General features: G+C 50.4%; 21 protein-coding genes, 11 tRNA genes and 2 CRISPR repeat arrays. Of the genes, 28 read left to right on the forward strand and 4 right to left on the reverse strand.

The window, feature by feature from the left end; translation table 11 throughout:
- The first annotated feature begins 20 nt into the window (after positions 1 to 20).
- From M2298_RS27780 to M2298_RS27860, 17 genes are all read left to right on the forward strand, one after another.
- Positions 21 to 94 (forward strand) — tRNA-Glu (locus tag M2298_RS27780).
- Positions 95 to 144: 50 nt separating this feature from the next.
- A tRNA-Val gene (locus M2298_RS27785) sits at positions 145 to 220 on the forward strand.
- 77 nt (positions 221 to 297) lie between these two features.
- Positions 298 to 374 (forward strand) — tRNA-Met (locus M2298_RS27790).
- A gap of 36 nt (positions 375 to 410) precedes the next feature.
- Positions 411 to 487, forward strand: a tRNA-Asp gene (locus tag M2298_RS27795).
- Positions 488 to 523: 36 nt separating this feature from the next.
- A tRNA-Phe gene (locus M2298_RS27800) sits at positions 524 to 599 on the forward strand.
- A gap of 5 nt (positions 600 to 604) precedes the next feature.
- Positions 605 to 678, forward strand: a tRNA-Trp gene (locus M2298_RS27805).
- Between the two features lie 25 nt (positions 679 to 703).
- Positions 704 to 779 (forward strand) — tRNA-His (locus M2298_RS27810).
- 29 nt (positions 780 to 808) lie between these two features.
- Positions 809 to 883 (forward strand) — tRNA-Gln (locus M2298_RS27815).
- Positions 884 to 890: 7 nt separating this feature from the next.
- A tRNA-Gly gene (locus tag M2298_RS27820) sits at positions 891 to 966 on the forward strand.
- A gap of 21 nt (positions 967 to 987) precedes the next feature.
- A tRNA-Cys gene (locus M2298_RS27825) sits at positions 988 to 1061 on the forward strand.
- A gap of 8 nt (positions 1062 to 1069) precedes the next feature.
- Positions 1070 to 1151: transfer RNA gene (locus M2298_RS27830), tRNA-Leu, on the forward strand.
- Positions 1152 to 1408: 257 nt separating this feature from the next.
- Positions 1409 to 2236: a helix-turn-helix transcriptional regulator gene (locus M2298_RS27835; protein ID WP_122962662.1), complete on the forward strand. Its 828-nt coding sequence runs from the start codon at positions 1409 to 1411 to the stop codon at positions 2234 to 2236.
- Positions 2237 to 2411: 175 nt separating this feature from the next.
- On the forward strand, positions 2412 to 4157 hold the full coding sequence (locus M2298_RS27840; protein WP_173598231.1) for an ABC transporter ATP-binding protein: 1746 nt from the start codon (positions 2412 to 2414) through the stop codon (positions 4155 to 4157).
- Between the two features lie 262 nt (positions 4158 to 4419).
- A complete protein-coding gene (locus M2298_RS27845) occupies positions 4420 to 5265 on the forward strand; it encodes a helix-turn-helix domain-containing protein (protein ID WP_173598232.1) in 846 nt (281 codons plus the stop codon).
- Between the two features lie 70 nt (positions 5266 to 5335).
- On the forward strand, positions 5336 to 6325 hold the full coding sequence (locus M2298_RS27850; protein WP_173598233.1) for an ABC transporter substrate-binding protein: 990 nt from the start codon (positions 5336 to 5338) through the stop codon (positions 6323 to 6325).
- A 58-nt stretch (positions 6326 to 6383) separates the two neighbouring features.
- On the forward strand, positions 6384 to 7433 hold the full coding sequence (locus M2298_RS27855; protein ID WP_122962666.1) for an NAD(P)/FAD-dependent oxidoreductase: 1050 nt from the start codon (positions 6384 to 6386) through the stop codon (positions 7431 to 7433).
- Positions 7434 to 7575: 142 nt separating this feature from the next.
- Complete coding sequence (locus M2298_RS27860; RefSeq protein ID WP_173598234.1) at positions 7576 to 8907, forward strand: purine/pyrimidine permease; 1332 nt, start codon at positions 7576 to 7578, stop codon at positions 8905 to 8907.
- Between the two features lie 15 nt (positions 8908 to 8922).
- On the opposite strand, the gene M2298_RS27865 is transcribed toward M2298_RS27860, so the two are convergent.
- The gene (locus M2298_RS27865; protein ID WP_280649351.1) at positions 8923 to 9594 is read right to left on the reverse strand and encodes a B3/B4 domain-containing protein; all 672 of its coding nucleotides are present in this window, start codon (positions 9592 to 9594) and stop codon (positions 8923 to 8925) included.
- Between the two features lie 157 nt (positions 9595 to 9751).
- On the opposite strand from M2298_RS27865, the gene rnhA reads away from it, so the two are divergent.
- The 4 genes from rnhA (at position 9752) to M2298_RS27885 (ending at position 13167) form a co-directional block, all read left to right on the forward strand.
- A complete protein-coding gene (rnhA, locus tag M2298_RS27870; protein ID WP_173600078.1) occupies positions 9752 to 10192 on the forward strand; it encodes a ribonuclease HI in 441 nt (146 codons plus the stop codon).
- Positions 10189 to 11385, forward strand: coding sequence for a tRNA epoxyqueuosine(34) reductase QueG (gene queG / locus M2298_RS27875; RefSeq protein WP_217021834.1), 1197 nt, complete (start codon positions 10189 to 10191; stop codon positions 11383 to 11385). The genes rnhA and queG overlap by 4 nt, the downstream gene beginning before the upstream one ends.
- Positions 11386 to 11529: 144 nt before the next feature.
- Entirely contained in the window at positions 11530 to 12078 is a 549-nt protein-coding gene (locus M2298_RS27880) for a methylated-DNA--[protein]-cysteine S-methyltransferase (protein WP_280649352.1), read from the forward strand.
- A 114-nt stretch (positions 12079 to 12192) separates the two neighbouring features.
- Positions 12193 to 13167, forward strand: coding sequence for an amidase domain-containing protein (locus M2298_RS27885; protein ID WP_173600076.1), 975 nt, complete (start codon positions 12193 to 12195; stop codon positions 13165 to 13167).
- 7 nt (positions 13168 to 13174) lie between these two features.
- Here the strand turns inward: M2298_RS27885 and M2298_RS27890 are convergent, their stop codons facing one another.
- Positions 13175 to 13882 carry a ferric reductase-like transmembrane domain-containing protein gene (locus M2298_RS27890; RefSeq protein WP_280649353.1) on the reverse strand — a complete coding sequence of 236 codons (708 nt, stop codon included), beginning with the start codon at positions 13880 to 13882 and terminating at the stop codon, positions 13175 to 13177.
- Positions 13883 to 14048: 166 nt separating this feature from the next.
- On the opposite strand from M2298_RS27890, the gene trmL reads away from it, so the two are divergent.
- The 3 genes from trmL to M2298_RS27905 all read left to right on the forward strand — a co-directional run bounded on the left by trmL (position 14049) and on the right by M2298_RS27905 (position 16019).
- Positions 14049 to 14519, forward strand: a complete 471-nt coding sequence (trmL, locus tag M2298_RS27895) for a tRNA (uridine(34)/cytosine(34)/5-carboxymethylaminomethyluridine(34)-2'-O)-methyltransferase TrmL (RefSeq protein WP_122962673.1) — start codon at positions 14049 to 14051, stop codon at positions 14517 to 14519.
- Between the two features lie 71 nt (positions 14520 to 14590).
- Complete coding sequence (locus M2298_RS27900; RefSeq protein ID WP_173600074.1) at positions 14591 to 15319, forward strand: HAD family hydrolase; 729 nt, start codon at positions 14591 to 14593, stop codon at positions 15317 to 15319.
- A gap of 151 nt (positions 15320 to 15470) precedes the next feature.
- A complete protein-coding gene (locus M2298_RS27905; RefSeq protein ID WP_173600073.1) occupies positions 15471 to 16019 on the forward strand; it encodes a hypothetical protein in 549 nt (182 codons plus the stop codon).
- A gap of 272 nt (positions 16020 to 16291) precedes the next feature.
- Here the strand turns inward: M2298_RS27905 and M2298_RS27910 are convergent, their stop codons facing one another.
- A complete protein-coding gene (locus M2298_RS27910) occupies positions 16292 to 16495 on the reverse strand; it encodes a hypothetical protein (protein ID WP_122962676.1) in 204 nt (67 codons plus the stop codon).
- A 366-nt stretch (positions 16496 to 16861) separates the two neighbouring features.
- Here M2298_RS27910 and M2298_RS27915 point away from each other — a divergent pair, with 366 nt between their 5' ends.
- From M2298_RS27915 to M2298_RS27930, 4 genes are all read left to right on the forward strand, one after another.
- Entirely contained in the window at positions 16862 to 18760 is a 1899-nt protein-coding gene (locus M2298_RS27915; RefSeq protein ID WP_063229640.1) for a PrkA family serine protein kinase, read from the forward strand.
- Between the two features lie 98 nt (positions 18761 to 18858).
- The gene (yhbH, locus tag M2298_RS27920; RefSeq protein ID WP_122962677.1) at positions 18859 to 20016 is read left to right on the forward strand and encodes a sporulation protein YhbH; all 1158 of its coding nucleotides are present in this window, start codon (positions 18859 to 18861) and stop codon (positions 20014 to 20016) included.
- A 373-nt stretch (positions 20017 to 20389) separates the two neighbouring features.
- Positions 20390 to 20662: a transposase gene (locus M2298_RS27925; RefSeq protein ID WP_280649354.1), complete on the forward strand. Its 273-nt coding sequence runs from the start codon at positions 20390 to 20392 to the stop codon at positions 20660 to 20662.
- A gap of 132 nt (positions 20663 to 20794) precedes the next feature.
- Positions 20795 to 21328 (forward strand): NAD(P)H-dependent oxidoreductase, encoded by a 534-nt coding sequence (locus M2298_RS27930; RefSeq protein ID WP_173600072.1) that lies wholly within the window; start codon positions 20795 to 20797, stop codon positions 21326 to 21328.
- Positions 21329 to 21812: 484 nt separating this feature from the next.
- Positions 21813 to 22575: a CRISPR direct-repeat array (repeat unit 36 nt; unit sequence GTTCGAAAGCTTAGTGGAAAGCTTCGAGGTTAGCAC).
- Between the two features lie 242 nt (positions 22576 to 22817).
- Here M2298_RS27930 and M2298_RS27935 read toward each other — a convergent pair.
- A complete protein-coding gene (locus M2298_RS27935; protein ID WP_229049831.1) occupies positions 22818 to 22937 on the reverse strand; it encodes a putative holin-like toxin in 120 nt (39 codons plus the stop codon).
- 556 nt (positions 22938 to 23493) lie between these two features.
- Positions 23494 to 24177: a CRISPR direct-repeat array (repeat unit 36 nt; unit sequence GTTCGAAAGCTTAGTGGAAAGCTTCGAGGTTAGCAC).
- Positions 24178 to 24318 lie beyond the last annotated feature (141 nt).

The raw sequence follows: 24318 nt of genomic DNA on the forward strand, positions 1-24318 counted from the left end.
CCCACTCCATCCGCCATCTTGGCCCGTTGGTGAAGCGGTTTAACACAGCAGCCTTTCACGCTGTCATACAGGGGTTCGAATCCCCTACGGGTCACCTATGAATCCTAACTATTTGTTGGGTCCCTGACAAAAGTCGGGGAGTATGGAGGCTTAGCTCAGCTGGGAGAGCATCTGCCTTACAAGCAGAGGGTCGGCGGTTCGATCCCGTCAGCCTCCACCATTTAATATTTAGAAGAATAGTCAGCAAAAAAGCGCTGCACGATGCGGCAACGCTGACAATTGCTTCTATAAAATCGTCGCGGGATGGAGCAGCTCGGTAGCTCGTCGGGCTCATAACCCGAAGGTCGCAGGTTCAAATCCTGCTCCCGCAACCAAATTTTCCTTAACGGGAATTGGCTGCAACCAAATATGGAGCTGTGGTGAAGTTGGAGTTCACGCCGGTCTGTCACACCGGAGGTCGCGGGTTCGAGTCCCGTCAGCTCCGCCATTTCTTGACAAAAAGAATGGCGTATGCAATAATTATGGCTCGGTAGCTCAGTCGGTAGAGCAGAGGACTGAAAATCCTCGTGTCGGCGGTTCGATTCCGTCCCGAGCCACCATGTGTAGGGGCATAGTTTAACGGTAGAACGAAGGTCTCCAAAACCTTTGGTGTGGGTTCGATTCCTACTGCCCCTGCCATTTTTAAAAAGCGGTAGTGAATATGGCGGTCGTGGCGAAGGGGTTAACGCACCGGATTGTGGCTCCGGCACTCGTGGGTTCAAGTCCCATCGATCGCCCCATATGATTTTCAAAGTTGGGGATTACTTATTGGGGTATAGCCAAGCGGTAAGGCAACGGACTTTGACTCCGTCATTCCTAGGTTCAAATCCTAGTACCCCAGCCATTTATATGCGGACGTAGCTCAATTGGTAGAGCGTCGCCTTGCCAAGGCGAAGGTCGCGGGTTCGAGACCCGTCGTCCGCTCCATTTTTCATCAACTCTATACGTGGAGGCATAGCCAAGGGGTAAGGCACGGGTCTGCAAAACCCTTATCCCCGGTTCAAATCCGGGTGCCTCCTCCAACTTAATTGCCGGTGTGGCGGAATGGCAGACGCGCGCGACTCAAAATCGTGAGGGAAACCGTGGGGGTTCAAGTCCCTTCACCGGCACCATCTATGTAATCAAGCTCTAAGGAAGCACTTCCTTAGGGTTTTTTGTTATGGATAAGCTTGATTCAGAAAAAGACATCAGCTCTGTTAGCTGATTACACTTTGCATATCCTCAATAATTGAAAATGATTATCATTATCTATTATAATATACGAGAACTGAAATTTTCACAAGGGGTAAATTTAAAAATGTGCTAGGCAGGATCGGCTACTGAATAAAGGCGGGCCTCCTCAGCCTCATTTATAGCAGGTGGGTTGGAAATGGATAAAAGAGAAGTTGGACGGTTAATCGATTACTATGCAAAAGAGTCGATGACGATCATGAGTGTGTCACTGGAAGAGCGCCAGCCGGGTATGAAGTATTTTGGCGGGCGGACAGGCTTGTACTCCGGTTTTATTTTTCCGCTATCCGGGAACGCAAAGATGTGGTTTGACGGTATGGAATATGACATGGAGCCAGGAATGGTCGTGCATGCCGGCCCGAATATGCGATTGGATCGCAAGGTGATCGGAGACAAGAAGTGGTCATATATTCTCGTGCTTTATCAGGTTGATCATCAGAAAACAGCAGACCAGTACAACTTTGCTGAGAAGCATTACATGCTGCGCCTCGTTGAGCAGAGTGTGCCATTGCAGGAAAAGCTCAGACATTTGGAACGATTTTGGAGCAGCCCGGGAGACTTGTACAAGCTGCGTGTCAAAGAGCTGTGGTACGGAATCCTCAACGAGTTGTTTGCGCTTGTCCAGCATAGTGAAAAAGACGAAGGACGCCTGCTTTTGGAACGGTTGCTTGATTACATTCATGATCATTACATGGAGAATCTGAGTATCAATCGGCTTGCTGAGTTGCACCAGATCAATGTCAACAGACTGGCTTATTTGTTTCAAAAGCATTTGAAAATCAGTCCAGGCGAGTATTTGAACAGGTACAGACTCAACCAGGCGAAAAATTTACTGAATATATTTCAAAATCAGATGAGCATCAAGGAAGTTGCACAAAGGACGGGTTTTGCTGATCCACTGTATTTCAGCAAGCGCTTCAAAAAATATACGGGGCTATCTCCGAGCGAGTTTCAGCGCGATTCATGAATATTCCATGCGTATTCATGAATGTGCCATTTTCTTTCAGTGGACTCGTTGCTATACTATGTGTGCGATTGATTATCATTATTAGCTTACAGTGACTTATCCCATCTGCCACTCGCATTGGCTTGCACAAGTGATAATCAAATAGCATGGAAATACCAAGGAGGGGGTACAGCTTTTGATTCGACGATTTTTCTCCTATTATCGACCATACAAATGGTTGTTCATGCTTGATTTTGGCTGCGCCATTATCGCCGGGCTTCTGGAGCTGGCGTTCCCGGTAGCCGTGAATGCCTTTATTGATGACCTGTTGCCAGGCGGCAAATGGGGACTGATTGTGTGGGCATCGCTCGGATTGCTTGCCCTGTACGTAGTGAATACCCTGTTGATGTACATCGTCAACTATTGGGGGCATATGCTGGGGATTAACATTGAGACGGATATGCGGCGAAAGTTGTTTGCACACATCCAGAAGCTCTCGTTCCGTTTCTTTGACAATTCGAAGACAGGGCACCTGATCGGACGCTTGACCAACGATATGAATATGATTGGCGAGATGGCGCACCACGGACCGGAAGATTTGTTTATCGCGATCATGACTCTTGTCGGTTCATTTGCGTTGATGCTGTCTATCAACTGGAAGCTTGCTGTGCTGACCTTTGTCGTCGTGCCAGTTATTATTTGGGTCGTCGTTCATTTCAACAAAAAGATGACGCAGGCAATTCATCAGCTTTTCCGTGACGTTGGAGACTTTAACGCCCGTATCGAGGACAGTGTAGGCGGCATTCGGGTCGTCAAGGCATTTTCCAACGAGGCGCATGAAGAAAAGCAGTTTGCCGTCAACAACGGACGTTTCCGCCTGACCAAGCTAAGCTCGTACAAACTGATTGCCAAAAACGGATCGATCAGCTATATGATGATGCGTTTTGTCACTTTGTTCGTCATGGTTTGCGGAACGTGGTTTGTCATTCAGCAAGAGCTTTCCTATGGAGAGTTTGTCGGATTTTTGCTGCTGACCAACGTGTTTTTCCGCCCGATCGAGAAAATCAATGCGATCGTGGAAAATTATCCGCAAGGCTTTGCCGGGTTCAAGCGCTATACGGAGCTATTGGATACAGAACCGGATGTAGCGGACGCCGCAGATGCAGTGGAAATGCAGCCATTCCAGCATGAAATCCGCTTTGATCGCGTTTCTTTTGGCTACGATGGCGAAAAAAGAGTGCTCAACGGTGTAAATCTGGTGATTCACAAAGGGGAAACCGTCGCATTCGTCGGCCCGTCTGGCGCGGGGAAAACGACTCTTTGCAGCTTAGTGCCGCGTTTTTACGAAGTCGAGGAAGGCTCCATTTCTGTCGATGGCATCGATATTCGTCAGGTGACACAAGAATCGTTGCGCAGACAAATCGGGATTGTGCAGCAGGATGTGTTCCTGTTTACAGGTACGATTCGCGAAAACATTTTGTACGGCAAGCTTGATGCAAGCGAAGAGGAAGTGTGGGAAGCAGCGCGCCGAGCGCGACTGGACGAATTTATTCGCGCCCAGGAGCAAGGAATGGACACTGTCATTGGCGAGCGGGGCGTGAAGCTGTCTGGGGGGCAAAAGCAGCGGCTGGCGATTGCCCGCATGTTCTTGAAAAACCCGCCGATTCTGATTCTGGACGAGGCTACTTCCGCACTGGATACGGAGACAGAGCTGGCGATTCAGCAATCGCTGTCCGAGCTGTCCAAAGGCCGCACGACACTGGTAATCGCCCACAGGCTGGCAACTATTAAAGATGCCGATCGGATTGTCGTGGTGACGGAGCAAGGCATCGTCGAGCAGGGACATCATCGGGAGCTGGTCGACGCAGGCGGTGTATACAGCCGCTTGTATCAGGCGCAGTTTGGGGTATTGAAAGACTTGGAAGTCGCGAGCCAACAGTAAAAGAGCAGCCGTATCGTCTGAAACCGTGCTCGATGCGATTGTCTGTCAATGGGCAAGATCGAAGCGATGAAGCGGACACTTTTTACGGAATGGAAAAGAATGAAGTTGAAACCGATAATAAGATTGATTATCAATTTCAATAAAAGTATGATTAATTAGTGTGTCTTTAGCAGGATGAATGCGATTGCTTGTCCCAAAAAAGCGGAGTAGACGCGCACATTGAGCAGTAGCACTTGATTGCAAAAGGTGTGTGAAAGGAAAGATGGACATCAACAAGCTTGCCGAGCATTTTGCGCGTACCTCATTTCGAGTGGAGCAAGTATGTCGTTATGTGCGCGGGCCAGGGAAGAGCTGTGATGATTATACGGAGCCTTTTCCGGGATTTGTTTTTCCGCTGCGGGGCAAAGCCAATTTTGATTTCAGCGGCAAAGTGTACACGCTGACTCCGGGGAACGTGCTTCACGGTGGCGCGCGAATGCCGCTGAATCGAAGCGTCCTCGGCGATACGAAATGGGAATATTTACTCGTTTTATACCGGATCGTTGCACCGGAGCCGTCTGGCTTTTGCCTGCCGAACATGCATTTTCAGCTACACCCGGGGCAAAGCCCCCGCCTCCTGGAATTGCTGGAGCTATTGTGGCGCTCATCGAGAGAACCGGGCGGAATCCAGGCTTTTCAGACAGAAACGCTCTTCCGCTGCGTTCTGGAGGAACTGTTTGTCTGTGTCCGCAACCAAAGCAATGACGGAGAACAAGCGCTGTTTGAGCAAGTATCGAAGTACATACACGAACACTATATGGATGGGCTGAGCGTACGTGCTTTGGCTGAACTGAATGATATTAATGAAAACCGTTTGTTTTATGTGTTCAAAAAATACACGGGGTTGGGACCCGGCAAATATTTGATGGCCTACCGTCTCAATCGGGCGAAGGAGAGCCTGCTTGCGAATGACGCACCGATCGGCGAGGTGGCGAAAAGCGTGGGCTATGCCGATGCCTTGTACTTCAGCCGGATCTTCAAAAAGCAGGTGGGCCTCTCTCCAGCCGAATTTCGCGGAAGGTTCAGGAATAATCCATATGGATTTCAGGATGGCTCCATTCCTATCTAAAATGCGTTTTGCTACACTGACCGTAGTTTGATCGGTCAAGCAAAACTCACGTTATATCGGAGGAGACAGAATGAAAATACTCACAAGATTATTCGTATCGCTTGTCCTTTTGGCAGGTATTTTAGCGGGGTGCGCTGGAACGCCAGAGCCTGGCAATAATCAAGCAGGAGCAGGAACACCACCGGCAAAGGCGGATGAAGCCAAGCAAGAAACGGGCCAATGGCCGAGAACATACGTAGACGCACTTGGCCGCGAAATCGTGTTGGAAAAGAAACCAGAGAAAGTCGCGCTCTTATTCTTCCGTAACTTCGAGCATATGTTTTTGCTGGAGGAAACTCCTGTAGCCGCTACAGATTTGAATGTTCTGGATGATTGGGAGTCACTCGCTCCCTACAGATCGAGCAAAATCACAGATATCGGTTCCATGACGAGTCCGAACCTGGAAAAGCTGCTCGAAGTCGGGCCAGACCTGATTATTATGGTGTCCGGCCGCTATGGCAGCTATGGCGATAAATTGGAGAAGATCGCTCCGGTTATTACGGTAGACAGCAATGAAAACAACTGGCAGAAAGCTTTGCGGGAATACGGCAAAATCTTCGGCAAAGAGCAAAAGGCAGAAACAGAAATTACCCGGATCGAGACATTGATCGCGGATTCCAAAGAGCAATTGAAGAAATTCAGCGACAAGACGTTTGGTGTCATCATGCTGGGAGAAAAGCAATTTTGGGGCTTTACGACGCAATTTATTTTCAACAAGGAAACCGGCCTTGGCTTGCAGCCGCCAAGCAAATACGTCGACATGTCGTCCAAAGGGGAGCAGATTTCCCTGGAAGGATTGGCGGCGATGAACCCTGACTATATGTTCGTGTCTGATATCGGAGGCTCTTCGAAAAAATTGCAAGGCTATCTGAAAAATTTGGAAGGCGACTCCGCATGGAACTCGCTGAATGCAATCAAAAACGGACATATGTACGCGTTAGACAGTTCGATCGCAGCAGGCGGGCCGCTGGGAATCGAGTTGGGAGTCAAGACCATTGTGAAAAATATGCTGGCACAATAGAAAACGCTACTGCCTCTTTTGGCAGCGCAAGAAGTGCCAAAAAGGAGAGAAACGAACTATGAATCAAGCAGAATTGTTTGACGTTACGATTATCGGCGGAGGGCCAGCAGGACTTTTCGCTTCCTTTTACAGCGGCTTGCGGGAAATGAAAACAAAGGTCATTGAATATCAGCCAAGACTGGGCGGAAAAGTCCACGTCTATCCGGAAAAAATGATTTGGGATGTCGGCGGCCTGACGCCTACGCTGGGCGAAAAGCTGATCGAGCAGTTGATTCAGCAAGGCTTAACTTTCGATCCAACCGTCGTGTTGGGGCAAAAGGTGGAGCGGATTGCCCGGGATGAGAACGGCGTGTTCATCCTGCACACTTCGGCTGGGGAGCAGCATTATAGCAAAACCGTCATTTTGGCGATCGGCGGGGGAATTTTGGAGCCGCAACGGATCGACTTGGAAGGTGCGGAGAAATTCGAAGTATCCAACCTGAGCTATACCGTCAAATCATTGCGCCGCTTCAAGGACAAAACCGTGATCATTTCCGGGGGCGGCAACTCCGCAGTCGACTGGGCGAACGAGCTGGAGCCAATCGCTAAAAAAGTGTACCTGACCTATCGCAAAGAAGCGCTGTCCGGCCATGAGGCACAAGTGACGCAGTTGTTGAACAGCTCGGCAACATGCTTTTTCAACACGACGATTACCAAGCTGATCGCGTGCTCCAACCAGGAAAAAGTCGAGCGGGTGGAATTGACTAACCACTTGACCGGAGAAGTAGAGGAGCTGGCGATTGACGAAGTGATTATCAATCACGGCTATGAGCGCGACAGATCGCTTTTGCAAAACAGTCACGTGAATCTGGAAATGGCGAATGAATACTTCCTTGCCGGAACGACAACAGGCGCTACTTCCGAGCCGGGGATTTTTGCGGCGGGAGATGTGATTTCCTACGACGGAAAAGTGCATTTGATTGCCGGAGCTTTCCACGACGCAGCAAATGCGGTCAACCAGGCGAAGCTGTACATTCAGCCGGAAGCACATGAAAGCGGAATGGTTTCGTCTCACAATGAAATTTTCCAGAGCCGCAATCGCGAACTGATCAAGCAAATGATGAAATAGAGTGTCAAAACAGGGGCAGGAAATTCTCTCGGAGAGTTTCCTGCCCTTTGCATGTTTGCCAGGAAAGCAGATGATGATATTCTTAACAGTGGGCTTTTGGCATAAGCTCAGGAGCGTCGGTAAGAAAACGAGGTGAAAGGTTTTGAAGTACGGATTGTATGACAGGCCGCCCGCAGGCACGAGCATTTTGTCTGCGTTGCAGTGGATGATTGTCGCTGTCTCCAGCAGTGTTGCCGTTCCATTGATGATCGGAGACGTTTACGGCCTGAGGGCAGATGAGATTGGCAACCTGATGCAGCAGACGATGTTTTTCGTCGGTTTGGCTTCGCTGTTGCAAGTGTGGATTGGACACCGTTATCCGATGCTGGAAGGGCCGGCAGGATTGTGGTGGGGAATCTTTATCATTTTGGCTCAGTTGGGAACAAGCGTAGGACTGGCGCCGCGTGAAATCGGGCAGTCGTTTCAACTGGGGATGTGTCTGGCTGGTTTATTGTTTGTCGCATTCGGGGTGATGGGCTGGATCGGCAAACTGCAAAGATGGTTTACTCCGCTCGTATCGGGAACTTATATGATTTTGCTTGCTATTTCTTTATGCAGCAACATTTTAACCGGGATGCTGGGCATCGGCTTTCAGCATTCAAAAGAAGTGCAGCCTGGCGTAGCGCTTGTCTCTATCGGCATCGTCGCTTTGGTTGTGTGGGTGATGAGGACGAAACGCTTTTCCAGCTTTGCCGTCCTGTTCGGGATGGTAGGAGGCTGGGTGCTTTACGCGGCAATGGGCTGGACGGACCCTGTACGCCCGGCTGACCAGCTAATTTCCTGGCCGACATTCTTCTTCTGGGGAGCGCCGCGCTGGGATTGGGGCGTTGTGCTGACCAGCATGCTGACGGGATTTGTCCTTTTGACGAACCTGGTAACGAGTATGGTCGTTATGGGAAAAGCGACGGAGACGGTGCCGACTGATTCGCAGTACAATCGCGGCGGGATTTTTACGGGCGTGTCTCATCTGCTTTCCGGGGTGAGCGGTGTCGTCGGGATGATTCCTCTGTCGCTTGCTGCTGCGGTGATTCAAACGACCAAGATGGCGGCCCGCCTGCCTTTTATGCTGGCTATGATCGGGATGATGCTGATCGGTTTGCTCCCGGCTGTCGCTCATTTTCTGGCGGCATTGCCGACCCCGGTCGCTTATGCGGCGATGTTCATCTCGTATACGCAGCTTCTCGGATTCGGATTGAAAGATTACGCAACGGTGAAAATGGATGAGCGAACGATCACAGTCGGCGGAAGCTCGCTTTTGATCGGGATTGGCGTGATGTTCGTTCCGGCAACGGCCTGGCAAAAGCTGCCCGCTCTGGTCAGCTTCCTGTTCGGGAACGGTCTGCTGCTCGGTGTTATCGTTTGCTTGCTGCTGGAGCACGTTGTGTTCCGCAAGCAAAAGGGCAATCAGACAGAAAAAGACGGCCACGCTGCATGACGGGCCGTCTTTTTGCTAAGAAGCGACGATCGCGGTGTGAGTCAGCTCGCCGCCGTTGATTTCGGTAAACATGCGACCGACTGATCCGAGTATCTCGGCTTTTTTCTCGGCAGCAACTTGCTCGTGGAAGAAGATGACTTGCAGCAAGTTCCGGCTATGCTCGGTCACGCAAGTGCGTTTGGAATCGACAATCGGACTGCCGAAGGCTCCTTGTTCGTCCGCAAGCAGCAGCTTGCCTTCCATATGTACTTCGCGGCCGTTCAATCCTTCGTACACATCTGTTTCTTGTCCCAGACGGCAAGTTACATCGCCCGTAAGATGATCGATGTCATAAATGCCAAAGGGAAGTGCATGCAAGACGGAGAAGAAGTTATTGACGTCTACGGCACTGTTGATCCAGAAAAACGGATTGCCTTGCAACAGACGGCGAAGCAGCGCCTCGGATGACGGGCGATAGCGCGACGGGTCTATTCCCGCTTTTTTAAAAGCGCTGCGCCATTCCCGTACTCCTTCGATATCGGCAAGGCGGGACAGCTCATGTTCGAGCCGCAAGCTTTCTACAAAATAGTTGATACGACTTTGCAACATTTTGGGTGAATCGCTGACAGAAGCGCCACTGTATTGCAAAACGCCGAGGGAAAAGGCGGGAATGCGCTCGGTCACGGAAGCATCTAGCTGCACTTTCATCGTGAATCACTCCTTTTATAAAAAAATTCGCACGCGATCCGCTTTTTTTGTCAATGCTTGGAACGAAGAACAATTCTAAAGTAGTATAGCAAAATATTTTTGTGGAAGCGACTAAGCTTCGATACAATAGAAACAACAGAGGAGGTTTCCAAAGACGATGACGATGCGTGAAGTTGAGATTTATACAGACGGCGCCTGCTCTGGCAATCCCGGTCCTGGCGGCTGGGGAGCTGTGCTGATGTACGGGCAGCATATCAAGGAGATGTCAGGTGCCGAACCACATACAACGAATAACCGCATGGAGCTGCTTGCGCCGATCAAGGCGTTGGGCACGCTGAAAGAGCCTTGCAAGGTGACCTTGTACAGCGATAGCGCCTATTTGGTCAATTGTTTCCTGCAGGGATGGTACAAGGGCTGGCTGAAAAACGGCTGGAAAAACAGCAAGGGCCAGCAGGTCGAAAATCAGGATTTATGGAAAGAACTGCTTCGTCTGATGGATATCCATCAAGTAGAGTATGTGAAAGTAAAAGGACACGCCGACAACAAGTGGAACAACCGCTGTGACGAGTTGGCGACGGGAGCGATCAAACAACTGTGATTGACGAGCAAGACGTGCGCTACTGGCAACAGACGAAGCAGTCCATCATTGATTATGCCAAGGAAATCGGCATCGACAAGATTGGTTTTGCCAGCGCTGACCCTTTTTTGACACTCAAGGAACGACTGATGGAGCATAGGGAAAAAGGCTACGAATCCGGCTTTGAAGAGCCGGACCTGGAAAAGCGCACCCATCCTGACTTGCTGCTGGATGGGGCGCGATCCTTGATTTCGATCGCGCTGGCGTATCCGTCCAAGCTGGAGAATCCGCCCAAGTCCGAGCCAGGTGCTTATCGCGGAATACTGTGCCGGGCCGCTTGGGGCACGGATTACCACCACGTGCTGCGCGACAAGCTGGACAAGCTTGCCAAGTTCATAGCGGAGCTGGAGCCGGGGGCTAAAATCGAGTCGATGGTGGATACGGGCGCGCTGTCTGATCGCGCGGTCGCAGAACGGGCTGGCGTCGGCTTTGTCGGGAAAAACTGCGCGGTGATTACGCCCGAGTTTGGCTCGTGGGTTTATTTGGGCGAGTTGTTGACGAATTTGCCGTTGCCGACGGATCAACCGATCGAGGAAGGCTGCGGCGACTGCAATATATGTGTCGACGCCTGTCCGACCGGAGCGCTTGTGCAGGGCGGACAGCTCAATGCGCAGCGGTGCATCGCATTTTTGACTCAGGTAAAAAACTTCATTCCAGACGAATTTCGCGGAAAGATCGGGAACCGCTTGTACGGCTGTGATACGTGCCAGACAGTCTGCCCGAAAAATCGCCGGATCAACAGCAACCATCATCCGGAATTTCAGCCTGATCCCGAGACAGCCAAGCCGCTCCTGATTCCGCTTTTGGAGATGAGCAACAAGGAGTTCAAGGAAAAATTCGGCCTGTCGTCATCTTCATGGCGCGGCAAAAAGCCGATCCAGCGCAATGCGATTTTGGCATTGGCGCATTTCAAGGATCGCACGGCTGTTCCTCATCTGTCGCGCCTGCTGGCCAACGATCCGCGTCCGGTCATTCGCGGTACGGCAGCCTGGGCGTTGGGGAAAATCGGGGGAGCCGAAGCGGAAGCCGCACTCTTGCGGGCGCAGGAGCTGGAGCAAGATGCAGAGGTGCAGGATGAGATTGCAAAAGGAATGAGCCTGCTGGCGAAGCAAGAAAAGCAGGAAAAGCAAGATCGACAGCCGGAAGCGAAATAAAGCGAGTTGCCGAGCTTCACCGTAAAGCAATTTGCCAAGCTTGCTTGTCACGCTGATTTTCTATCCGATCTGGTTGCATCCGAGCAGCCAAAAAGATGCTTGTTTGCATGGAAAGGCACAGGAAAGAAAGGGAGAGGATGTACGATGGCAAAAGAATTGGGCTATACCACGATGGAATCGCCGATTGGGCCGCTACTGCTCGCTTCGACTGAGGAAGGCTTGTGCTATATCGACTTTGCGAATGAAGAGGAAGGATTGCCACGTCTCGTCAGTTGGTGCAAAAAGACGTTTATCGGAATCACTCCGACGAAGAACGAAGCGAGCAACGAGCAAGCCAGGCTGCAACTGGAGCAGTATTTTGCTGGCGAGCGTACATCATTTGAGCTTCCTATCGTTCTGTACGGCACGCCTTTTCAAAAAACGGTGTGGAATGAGCTTGTGAACATCCCGTACGGGGAGACGCGCTCCTACAAGGATATTGCCGTCGCCATCGGTGCCGCCAAAGCGGTGCGGGCGATCGGGGGAGCGAACAACCGTAACCCGATCCCTGTCATTGTTCCTTGCCATCGGGTTGTCGGGGCGAGTGGCGCGCTGGTCGGATACGGAGGCGGGTTATCCATCAAAGAATATTTGCTGTCGCATGAAGAAGGCCCGCTTTTCGCCCATTCGACTTCCAATCCAGCTGTCCGCTAGTACGGATGGCTTTTCTTTTCTTCTGAATGCGGTGTCCTTGACATATTCTGTTCGTGAGATGCCAGACGAAGCAGAATGCGGAGGGCAAAAGCGCGGGAAGAGGGGGAGCGGCAGATGGAATGGCGAACGTTTGTTAAGGAATACTTCGATGCGGTTCACCATGCCTGGTTGGACGGTCAGCTTGAGCGGCTGCGACCTTTTTATATGGGAAAAGAGCATTTGCAAGCGGAAGAATGCGGCTGGGTGAACCGCGCATATGAGCAAATGCACAAGCGGGGGGCCAAGCTATTGCAGGTAAAAGGCCGTGTAGCCCCGACCTGTTGGCTGGAGACGGCAGGTGCTGTGGACATAACCGTTTTCTGGACGGGAAAGCGCTGGTATCTGCTCCAAGGTCGCCTGCATGAAGAAGCGAGTAATCGGCTGCTTCAGCTTCGCCTGGACAAAGCGACAGGACAGTGGGAGATTGTCGGTACGAGGGAGCGGAGAGGCGATCCAAAGAGCGAGCGGGCAGAAGAGATCATGCTGCGCCGATCCGAATCTGCATCTGCCTACGAAGACGCTATGGCACAACCGCTGCTCGTCGTGCACGGGGCGGGAGGCTACCAGCCGGAAAAGGCAGTCGCGTACGCCGAGCGGTACTGGAATACGACGAATCCCGCTTACCCTCGCTTTACAGACGACTGCACGAATTTTATTTCGCAATGCCTGTATGCCGGGGGCATTCCCATGCTAATGTCCAAGGAAAAAGGCAAGGGCTGGTGGATTCGCACCGGAAAAAGCGCCGACTGGAGCTACAGCTGGACGGTGGCTCACAGCTTGTATTTGCTGCTGAAATCAGGAGGCCCGCCGATGCGCGCCGTCGCCAAGCCATCGGCTGCCGACCTCGTTCCGGGCGATATCATTTGCTACGATTTCAACGGGGATGGGCGCTTTCAGCACAATACGATTGTCGTTGCCAAGGACGCCAATCAAATGCCGCTGGTCAACGCCCACACGACAGACAGCCGAATGCGCTACTGGGCTTATGAAGACTCGACCGCCTATACGCCGCAGATGCGTTATGCCTTTTTTCACATCAGGGGCGTGTAAACAAGTTTCAGCGTCGGCGTTTGCGCACAGTTTGCACAAAAGAAACGCTGCGGGCGAGCCAGATGATGGCGGCGAAGACGAGCAAGTCGGAGAAGCTATGCGGCTCTCCTTTGATGGATTGCACATAGATCAGGCCGTGGAACAACACGAGAAGAAACAGCCATGGATTGGACAGATGCAGCCTTTTCCAGGAGGAGCCGCCCAACCATTTTTCTGCGCGATTGGACGATGTACACATGAGGGCCAGCAACAGGCCAAAAGCGATCGCCCCCAAATAGTTGGCGACACCGGAAAAGCTCCAGTTTGGCAGGGGCCACATGCCAGGATCGGGAGATGTCAGCAGAAACAAGCCAAGCCATCCGCTTGCCTTGTCAGCCGGATTGCCCGTGACGATGAATAAATTTGGCTCGCCATCAAATAAGACGAGAACGAGGGCTACGTGCAAAAGTCCGGTCAGACCAGCCCAGATGCCGACATCTCTGCGAATGGACAAGCAAGCCGTTGTCAGGCGTCCAGGCAGCCACGATTTGATCGGGCCAATCAGCAAGCTAAGACCAATGAACACAAACGAGAGATAACCAGCGATCATGCTGCACGTCTCCATGGCGGGGAAAGCGGCGAAATTCGGCCACATCCAAGCCGAAGCGATCCCGACAAAGCAAAGGGTTGCTCCGTGCGTGGCGAGGCGAAGCTGCACACGATTGGTCTTGTTCATTTTCAAGCGACACTCCTTTTGCATGTAATGGATGGGTTCCAGGTTAGATGCGGGAGCCTCGCTGTTCGTTACAGGTGTCGGCCAAGTGGTCATGACGCTGACACTTTATGTATAATAGAAGAGGTTTGGATTACCCAGTTGGTCATATACAAGGAGTTTTGCTGATATGCCGTTACATATTGTTTTGCATGAGCCGCTCATTCCTGCCAACACGGGAAATATTGCCCGCTCCTGTGCAGCGACGGGCGCTCATTTGCATTTGATTCATCCGCTTGGTTTTTCGACGGAGGACCGTTACTTGAAGCGGGCCGGCCTCGACTACTGGCACGCGGTGAACATTCATCACCACGAAAGCTTTGAGCATTTTGCCGCCGCGCAGGGAGAGGGAGCCGGTACGTTTTACTTTGTGGAGACGTGGGGCGAGAAGCTGTATACGGACGTTACTTTTCGCGATGGCGACTACATTATTTTGGGCAAGGAAACGACCGGATTGCCGGAAGAGCTGACACAAAAATACCGGGAGCAAACGATTCGCATCCCGATGAGCGGAGCTACGCGTTCCGTCAACTTGTCCAACTGTGCGGCGATTGTTTTGTTTGAAGGCTTGCGGCAGATCGGTTTTCCGGGGCTTAGCTAGAGCCAGTTCATGGCAAAGCAGCTTTTCGCTCGTTGCCAAGGGCAGGTCTATGAAAAAGGGAGAGAACGCAAATGACTACGAATACGATCCTGTTTGATCTGGACGGTACGCTTCTGGAAATGCAGACCGAGCCGTTTGTCAAAAGCTATTTGGTGGAAGTGGGCAGGCACATTGGCGACAAGTACGATACCGAGAAGCTGCTCAAGCTGATTTGGGACGCGACGAAGGCGATGATTGTAAACCAGGATGCGGACAAGACGAACGAGCAAGTATTTATCGAGTATTTTACGGCGAACAGCGAGTGGGAGCGCGAGGAAGTTTGGCCGCTGTTCGATTCCTTTTACCGCGATGTGTTCCCGACACTGTCCCATCTGACTTATCCATCGCCGTGGGCCAAAAAAATTGTGGAGACAGCCAAAGCACAAGGTTACCGCGTCGCTGTCGCCACCAACCCGGTTTTTCCACGCGAAGCGATTTTCCATCGACTCGCCTGGATCGGAATGAGTGCAAACGATTTCGAGCTGGTGACGGTTTATGAAGAGTCTCATTTTACGAAGCCAAATCCAGGCTACTTCGCGGAGATTTGTCAAAAGCTCGGGGTACAGCCGACCGAGTGCATCATGATCGGCAACCATATGCAAGAAGACATGGTCGCGTCGACATTGGGCATGAAGACGTACCTGGTCACCAACTGGATGGAAGATCGCGGCGAACCGCAGTATCCGGTCGATCAGCGGGGGTCTTTGGAGGAGTTGTACCAGGCATTAACCGAGCGCACCGGAGTTTTTGCCCAAGCATAAAGACGCTGATGTCACGGTCAGCGATACGAAAAGCAGGCTGTCAGTCGCAAAAGCGGGACAAGCCTGCTTTTTCACATACTTTTCCCAAACACGTGCGGTAGGCTAGTCTATGTACCGATCATGCTTTGCCCATCAAAAGGAGGAAGTAAACGTGAAAAAATTCGTCTCGTCGATTGCTATGGCAGCATTGTTATTCAGCGGAGTTTCAGTCGTGAGTGCACAGGATAAACCAGCAGATACAACCGTTACGTACAGCAAGGAAGAAAAAGCGCAGCATCGCCTGGAAAAATGGCAAGCGTTGGCGACCAAGCTGGGCATTGCGGTGGAAGGAAAAACGGTGGAAGAATTGAAAACGGCTGTCGAGGCTGCGAAAGCGGCGAAAAAAGCTGAAAATCAGGAAAAGTGGGCAGAAAAGGCTGCCAAGTGGAGTGTGGAGACGGCAGGAAAAACTACCAAAGAAGTAAAAGCTGCTGTCCAAGAAGCAAAAGCAGCGAAGCAAGCAGAAAAAGCGGCGAAAAAAGCAGCCAAAGAAGCGAAAAAACAGGAGCAGCTCGCCAAGCTGACCGAAAAAGCAGCGAAGTGGGGCGTCGATCCTGCGGATAAGACGGCAAAACAAATCAAGGAAGAGATCGCTGCGAAAAAGGCAGAAAAAGCAGCGGAGAAGGCACAAAAGAAAGCGGACAAAAAGCCGCAGGCATAGGATGCGAAATACAATGAAAAAAGCAGGTTGCCGATTACAGGCAGCCTGCTTTTTTTCGCCTGGGAGCAACGTGCTGAAAACAGCAAATGGCTCGTTAGCTTGTCCTTACAGATTCCAGGTTTTGTCCTCGTTGTAGCCCGCTGTCAAGATGAAGAGCAGAAAAGCTGCGAAGACCAACGCTACGATAAACGTACCCATGTTGGACAGCTCCTTTCGTAAACAAACTACTCCCATTATAGCGTAGCCTGCCCACTTTGCAAACGGATTAACGATCAGGTAAGAGACAGCTTCCGGCGCTCGCTCGCAAGCTTCAGGAAAGCGCCCAAAGCAATCGGAACGCTGAGGATTTCACCTGTGTCCAGTTGCATCCCGTACACCCATTGGTACATCACGACAGCGAGGATGATCAATGTTGCGATTCCAGTCAAGTACAGTCCTTTTGTAATTTGAACAGCATGATCTTTTTGTGTGTGCATGTGTGTGGCCTCCATGGTTGTTCTATCAATAAAGTTTTTGTGTATGATTTCGGATCGATGAGTTTATTGTACAAAACAGACTAGCTTACAAACTATTGATTTAGCTTACAAAGCAATCAATCGTACCTTACATTTCCGTAATATTCCATGCGGTCAAAATGAATTTGCCTTCGTGCAAAATTTTTGTGGCAAGATTGCCGAAACTTGTGCTCATGTCTCGCATACACATATGAAAAGGCTTGATGAGCCTGTTGGCAACTGAAGAAAACGGGTTCCGCGCGAATGCGTGACCGCAGGCAGACATATACATGAGAGTACATTGTCGTTATGGAAGAGAGAGGGGCTTATGAGGGAGGAGTGTCGAACATGGACATTTTAAAACGGATCGCTGAGCACCGGGCCCGAGAAGAAAACCTGATGTGGAGAGGGACTTTCGCCGAGTATTTGCAGTTGGTACGCAAAAATCCGCAAATTGCCCAGACGGCTCATTCACGCGTCTACAACATGATTAAAAGTGCTGGTGTCGAAGAAAATGAGGATGGCACACGTTCGTACCAATTTTTCAGCCGGGAAATTTTCGGCCTGGATCGCTCCATCGAGCGGCTGGTCGAGGAATATTTCCATTCGGCGGCGCGTCGTCTGGATGTACGCAAGCGCATCTTGCTCTTGATGGGCCCTGTCAGCGGCGGTAAATCCACACTCGTTACGATGCTCAAACGGGGGCTGGAGGAGTATTCCCGAACAGAGGCAGGCGCCATTTACGCGCTTGACGGCTGCCCGATGCAGGAAGAGCCGCTGCATCTGGTCCCGCATGAGCTGCGCCCGGAAGTAGAGGAAGAACTGGGCATCAAAATCGAAGGCGAGCTTACGCCGTACAACCGCATGAGGCTGGAAAGCGAATACGGCGGACGCATCGAAGACTTCCCGGTTTGCCGCATTCTTTTCTCGGAAGCGAATCGCGTCGGGATTGGTACATTCAGCCCCTCCGATCCCAAATCGCAGGATATTGCCGATTTGACAGGCAGCATCGACTTTTCCACGATCACCAAATACGGCTCCGAGTCCGATCCTCGCGCCTATCGCTTTGACGGGGAGCTGAACAAGGCCAACCGCGGTCTGATGGAGTTCCAGGAAATGCTCAAATGCGACGAGAAATTCCTCTGGCATTTGCTGTCGCTGACGCAGGAAGGAAACTTCAAGGCTGGGCGTTTTGCCTTGATATCTGCGGATGAGCTGATCGTGGCCCACACGAATGAATCCGAGTACAAAGCGTTTATTGCCAACAAGAAAAACGAAGCTTTGCAATCGAGGATTATCGTCATGCCGATGCCGTATAACTTGCGGGTCAGCGACGAAGAAAAAATTTATTCGAAATTAATCAAGCAATCGGATCTCGGACATGTGCATATTGCGCCGCATGCGCTGCGGTCAGCTGCTATTTTCTCTATTCTTACTCGTTTGAAGGAATCGAAAAAGCAAGGAGCCGATTTGCTGAAAAAAATGCGCCTGTACGATGGCGAATCGGTGGAGGGCTTCAAGGGTGCCGATCTGGAGGAGCTGCGAAACGAGCACGCGGACGAAGGCATGGCTGGCATCGACCCGCGCTATGTCATCAATCGCATCTCCAGTGCGCTGATTCGCCGCGATACGGAGTGCATCAATGCGCTGGATATTCTCCGCGCCCTGAAGGAAGGCTTTGACCAGCATCCGTCGATTACGAAGGAGCAGCGGGAGCGCTATATGAACTTCATCTCCAGCGCCCGCAAGGAATACGACGAGCTGGCGAAAAAAGAAGTGCAAAAAGCGTTTGTCTACAGCTACGAGGAGTCTGCGAAAACGCTCATGGACAATTACCTCGACAACGTCGAAGCGTATTGCAATATGAACAAAATTCGTGACCCCGTCACTGGCGAGGAGATGGACCCAGATGAGCGCCTGATGCGTTCGATCGAGGAGCAGATCGGCATCTCGGAAAATGCCAAGCGGGCATTCCGTGAAGAAATCCTCATTCGCATCTCGGCCTACGCGCGCAAAGGGAAGCGTTTTGACTACAGCACGCACGACCGTCTGCGCGAAGCGATCGAGAAGAAGCTGTTCGCTGATCTCAAAGACGTCGTCAAGATCACGACGTCGAACAAAACGCCGGATGAGCATCAATTGAAAAAGATCAACGAGGTGACAAAGCGCCTCATCGAAGAGCACAGCTATTGCCCGGTTTGCGCCAACGAGCTGCTCCGTTACGTGGGAAGCTTGCTGAACAGGTAATTGCTTGAAGCCCGAACAGCCTGCCAAAGCACACTCACGCTTTTTATCCAGCACGTCATATTCGGCGCAGACTGCGCCAGTTGCTAGGAGGAGACGGCATGGAAGATGCACCATCGTTCATTGTCTCCCGGGAAGACTGGTCGCTGCACCGCAAAGGGTACCAGGACCAAAATCGACACCAGGAAAAAGTGAAAGAAGCGATCAAAAAAAACCTGCCCGATCTCGTAAGCGAAGAAAACATCATCATGTCAAACGGTCGGGAAGTTATCAAGATCCCTATTCGCTCCCTGGATGAATACCGATTGCGATTCAACTTCCAAAAGGGAAAGCATGGCGGTCAAGGCAAAGGAAACAGCAAGGTTGGAGATGTCGTTGCCAAAGACGGCGATCAGGCGCAAGGTCCGGGAAAAGGCCAAGGGGCTGGGGATCAGCCGGGAGTGGATTACTACGAAGCTGAAATCAGCGTCGAGGAATTGCAGGAAATGCTTTTCGCCGAGCTTGAGCTGCCGAATTTGCAGCGCAAAGACGAGGACCAGATTGTCATTGAGGAGACGCGTTTCAACGATGTCCGGAAAAAAGGGTTGATGGGCAACATCGACAAAAAGCGGACCCTGATCGCAGCGATCCGCCGCAACGCCCTCGCCGGCTACAGCGATCTGGAGCTGGGCATCAACGAGGACGACCTGCGCTTCAAAACGTGGGAAGAGATCATCAAGCCGCACTCGAACGCCGTCATCATTGCCATGATGGATACTTCGGGCAGTATGGGCGTCTTCGAAAAGTACATTGCGCGCAGCTTCTTCTTCTGGATGGTACGGTTTTTGCGCACGAAGTACGAAAAAGTGGAGATCGTCTTCATCGCGCACCATACCGATGCAAAAGAAGTGACTGAGGATACTTTTTTCTCAAAAGGAGAGAGCGGGGGAACGATTTGTTCCTCCGCCTACAAAAAAGCGCTGGAGATCATCGACAGCCGCTATCCGTCTTCGCAGTACAACATTTACCCGTTCCACTTTTCCGATGGCGACAACCTGACGTCCGACAACGAGCGTTGCGTAAAGCTGGTGAAAGAGCTTATGGACAGATGCAACATGTTCGGATATGGCGAGGTTAATCAGTATAATAGGCATTCCACACTCATGTCAGCGTATCGCCACATCAAGGAGCCGAAGTTCTTGCATTGTGTAATTCGGGAAAAGGGTGAGGTTTACAAGGCGCTCAGGACGTTTTTTGGGAAGAAGGAAGCGATGACTTGAAGAATGTACCTGATAAAAGATGATGCATAATTGGAAAGCCGATTCCATCCTTTGAAAAGGGGGAGTTGGCTTTTATCCTTTTCTAATAAAGTGCCAAAGCTCAATGAAGACGCTTCCAGTGGAGAGGGACGTTACAAGTCACCCAGGACACACGCACTGATAATTACGAACCTATAGTTCTTAACAATAAGTATAGTGTATCTAATGACTAGAATCAAAAATATTTTATATCCTTTCTAATAAACAATTGACATACATAAAGAACCAAACTAAGATTATCAGTATGTAATTTCCTTATTTTGGTTTTAACGAGAACTTTGTTTGTTGATTCATGTGAGGGAACAATTCTATAAAAAGCTAAGGGGGAATTGCCATGAAAAAGCGTGTCCACAGACGATTTACTTATGAATTCAAGTGGGAAGTAGTGAAGCAATATCTTGATGGAATGTCACGTTCGGAAGTCTCCAAAAAGTATGGTTTAACAGAAAAAGATATCGATAGATGGTCGAAGCAGAGTAGGGTTTGGGACTTGTTACAAACAAGCAAAAACCCGATGGAAAAGCTTCGGCAACTGCAAAGAGAGAATCAACGATTGAAGCGTGAGAATAGAAATTTAAAGAAATTGATGATGACAAGATTTAAGTAGCCTATATTATTCAGAAGTTTTAATAAGAGTAATCACATAGAAGATTATGATTATATTTTGTTAGTTTACTACAAAAGTAAAGTTTGTTATTTTATATATCTATTAAAAGTATAATAAAAAGGAGCATGCTCTGTGAAGACATTAGTCATTGTAGCCCATCCTCATCTGGATCAATCGAAAGTGAACAAAGCCTGGGTGGAAAGACTGAAGCAGGAAGCGAGCATCACGGTTCACGATTTGTATGCGGCTTACCCTACTTTCGAGATCGATGTGCAAAAAGAACAACAGCTCATGATGGAGCATGACCGGGTTGTCTTTCAGTTCCCGTTCTACTGGTACAGCACGCCAGCCATTTTGAAGCAATGGCAGGATGCTGTTTTGACTTATGGCTGGGCTTATGGCGCAGAAGGAAACAAGCTGCACAACAAAGAGTTCTTGCTGGCAATTTCTGCGGGCGGGCCGGAGCAAGCTTATGCGCGTGATGGCTATAACTTTTTCACAATCGAAGAGCTGACGACACCACTGCATGCGATGGCAAACTTGACGGGAATGAAGTATCTGGCTCCGTTCCGCTTCCATGGCGCGGGTCAAGCATCGGAGGAACAGATCAAGCATAGCGCGGGGGAGTATGTAAAGCATATTTTGAATCCTGCTTTGGCGAAGTAAGGACATGCTAACGGTGTACAAGATCTCTTAGTGGAAAAAGGGGATGTGGCGGCTTGGCGGAAGGATGCAGGAAAGATGGGGGCAAATTTTTGACCGCGCTTCTCCCCGATGTGAGAAAACGGCTGATGCTAGGAGTTTACCAGTGCGGTAGTAGTTGAACTGTATTTGGAAAATATGTAAAATGAATGTATCGGTCGCATGCTAAAGGCAACAGACCGATTTCCGTGCGTGTGCCATGTAGACCCTCCACAAGTCTACTCCCACGGATAATCTCGACTTTCCACTAAGCTTTCGAAAACAACGATGCGAGCATCCTCTCAGCCCAAAAAGCTCCGGGGATGCTCGCATACGTTGGGAGAGTAAGCGCCAAGTCAGTTTGAACGACTGGAGTCTCCGTGAAATCAGGCAGAATACAACCGAGAAAATGGGCTGCTCGAAAGAGAGTGTGAGAACGCTTGCGGTTGTAGGGATTGGTAAGACAGGAGTTCGAAAGCTTAGTGGAAAGCTTCGGGGTTAGCACGGAAATGGCCATCTTGTCATGCTCATAAACGTAATGTTCGAAAGCTTAGTGGAAAGCTTCGGGGTTAGCACCACCACCAGCAACAGCGTCGGCGTCTCTGCCAGTGTTCGAAAGCTTAGTGGAAAGCTTCGGGGTTAGCACCTGGTTGTATAGCCATTCTTCGCCTTGCTTGTTTAGTTCGAAAGCTTAGTGGAAAGCTTCGGGGTTAGCACACGGCGTATCCTCCCTGTTCTCTGCCTTAAAATGAGGTTCGAAAGCTTAGTGGAAAGCTTCGGGGTTAGCACATTGTCGCCGTATTGGTTGATAACCTCATCAGTGGTTCGAAAGCTTAGTGGAAAGCTTCGGGGTTAGCACGTGCGCCAATTTATTTTCAGATTGTGGCGGTTAGTCGGTTCGAAAGCTTAGTGGAAAGCTTCGGGGTTAGCACGATGGCAGGTGCTGCAGCCTCTTTCACTCCTGACCAGTTCGAAAGCTTAGTGGAAAGCTTCGGGGTTAGCACGGGTGTCCGGCAATGCATGGGTGTACGGCAATGCAGTTCGAAAGCTTAGTGGAAAGCTTCGAGGTTAGCACTGCTGCTTTTCTGTATCGTAGATTATCCACCGTTCCCATTGTTCGAAAGCTTAGTGGAAAGCCTTGGGATTAGCACCCTGCTGCCGAATGCCGTGTGAGTGGATGTACAGCAGTTGAGCAGTTCGAAAGCTTAGTGGAGAGCTTTTGGGATAGCACGTGAACCAGGAGATTATAAAGACATGTGGGGTCGCTTATTTATTTACGCCGACATGTCAAACGTGTTATGATGGAAGCAAGATCGGTTACACTTTCAACATGAAGTGTTTAATGTTTAACCAAAAGTGGACAAAATAAAAACCGACAGGGTGTTCCCGCACTCTGCCGGTAGTACAATAGACGTTCCCTCAAGGGGACGCTCAGCTTAATAGTCGATCAGAATGACCGCCTTGGACGCCAATCTCAAGGGCGGTCATTTCTTTTGGTCAGGGCAACAACGATTGTTACAACGAGACTCAACAGCCCAACGATAAAGCCGCCGAACTGGAGCATAAGTGTAAGCATTTCGTGAGTAATTGCCACGTTCCCACCTCCCCTCGCTTCCGACATGGGAGATGAGCCGACCACCCTTGAGAGCCGTGGTACTTGCCCATATTTTACTATGAGATTTCGGGTAAAGCCATTTTTATCTTGCAGGATCTTCTACGATCTTCCATGATCTTGTAAAATCACGATCCAATCTGTTTCAGACGATTATTTTTCTAACAAACTCCAGGGGTTCATATGGGGGGCGTGACATCATCATAGTTGATCTGTATTTGGAAAATATATAAAATAAACGTATCGGTCGCATGCTAAAGGCAACAGGCCGATTTCCGTGCGTGTGCAAATGTAGACCCTCCACAAGTCTACTCCCACGGATAATCTCGACTTTCCACTAAGCTTTCGAAAACAACGATGCGAGCATCCTCTCAGCCCAAAAAGCTCCGGGGATGCTCGCATACGTTGGGAGAGTAAGCGCAAAGCCAGTTTGGACGACTGGAGTCTCCGTGAAATCAGGCAGAATACAACTGAGAAAATTGGCTGCTCGAAAGAGAGTGCGGGAACGCTTGCGGTTGTAGGGATTGGTAAGACAGGAGTTCGAAAGCTTAGTGGAAAGCTTCGAGGTTAGCACATCATCAGCACGTCATTTCTCTTGATCCGGCTGAGTGGTTCGAAAGCTTAGTGGAAAGCTTCGAGGTTAGCACATATCAGTTTTTCAACAAAAAGCTGGGTCTGGGAGTTCGAAAGCTTAGTGGAAAGCTTCGAGGTTAGCACCAAGCGCACCCGCCGCTCGTCCAAAGGCACGATGTTGTTCGAAAGCTTAGTGGAAAGCTTCGAGGTTAGCACGGGGAAAGTGCGAAACTCTAAGTTTTTTATTCATCGTTCGAAAGCTTAGTGGAAAGCTTCGAGGTTAGCACGGAACAAATAATGACGATGCAGCGGGAATACAACCTGCGTTCGAAAGCTTAGTGGAAAGCTTCGAGGTTAGCACTAAGGTGAGGAGACATGCAAAGGAGACATGCGAGTGAAGTTCGAAAGCTTAGTGGAAAGCTTCGAGGTTAGCACTGGCGGTTATAGTTATCGGGTCTATGATCGCGCTACAGTTCGAAAGCTTAGTGGAAAGCTTCGAGGTTAGCACGGCGAAGTAGTGGCGAAAGCGCTCGCGCCTGTTGGTTCGAAAGCTTAGTGGAAAGCTTCGAGGTTAGCACGATAGGGGGGCATGAACTTGAAAAAGTTGGTTTATGTTCGAAAGCTTAGTGGAAAGCTTCGAGGTTAGCACTGGGGAAATCCTTTACGCGGTATCGACTGCATCAGCAGCGTTCGAATGGACTGTCAACACCAAACTAGACAGATTTCTTAAGTGCTTTCTGTTTGTAAACGAGTGGACTCAAATACCCCAATGTCGAGTGAATTCTTGTTT

Origin of the sequence: Brevibacillus sp. 1238, assembly GCF_029892995.1 — a bacterium.
Lineage (GTDB): Bacteria > Bacillota > Bacilli > Brevibacillales > Brevibacillaceae > Brevibacillus > Brevibacillus parabrevis.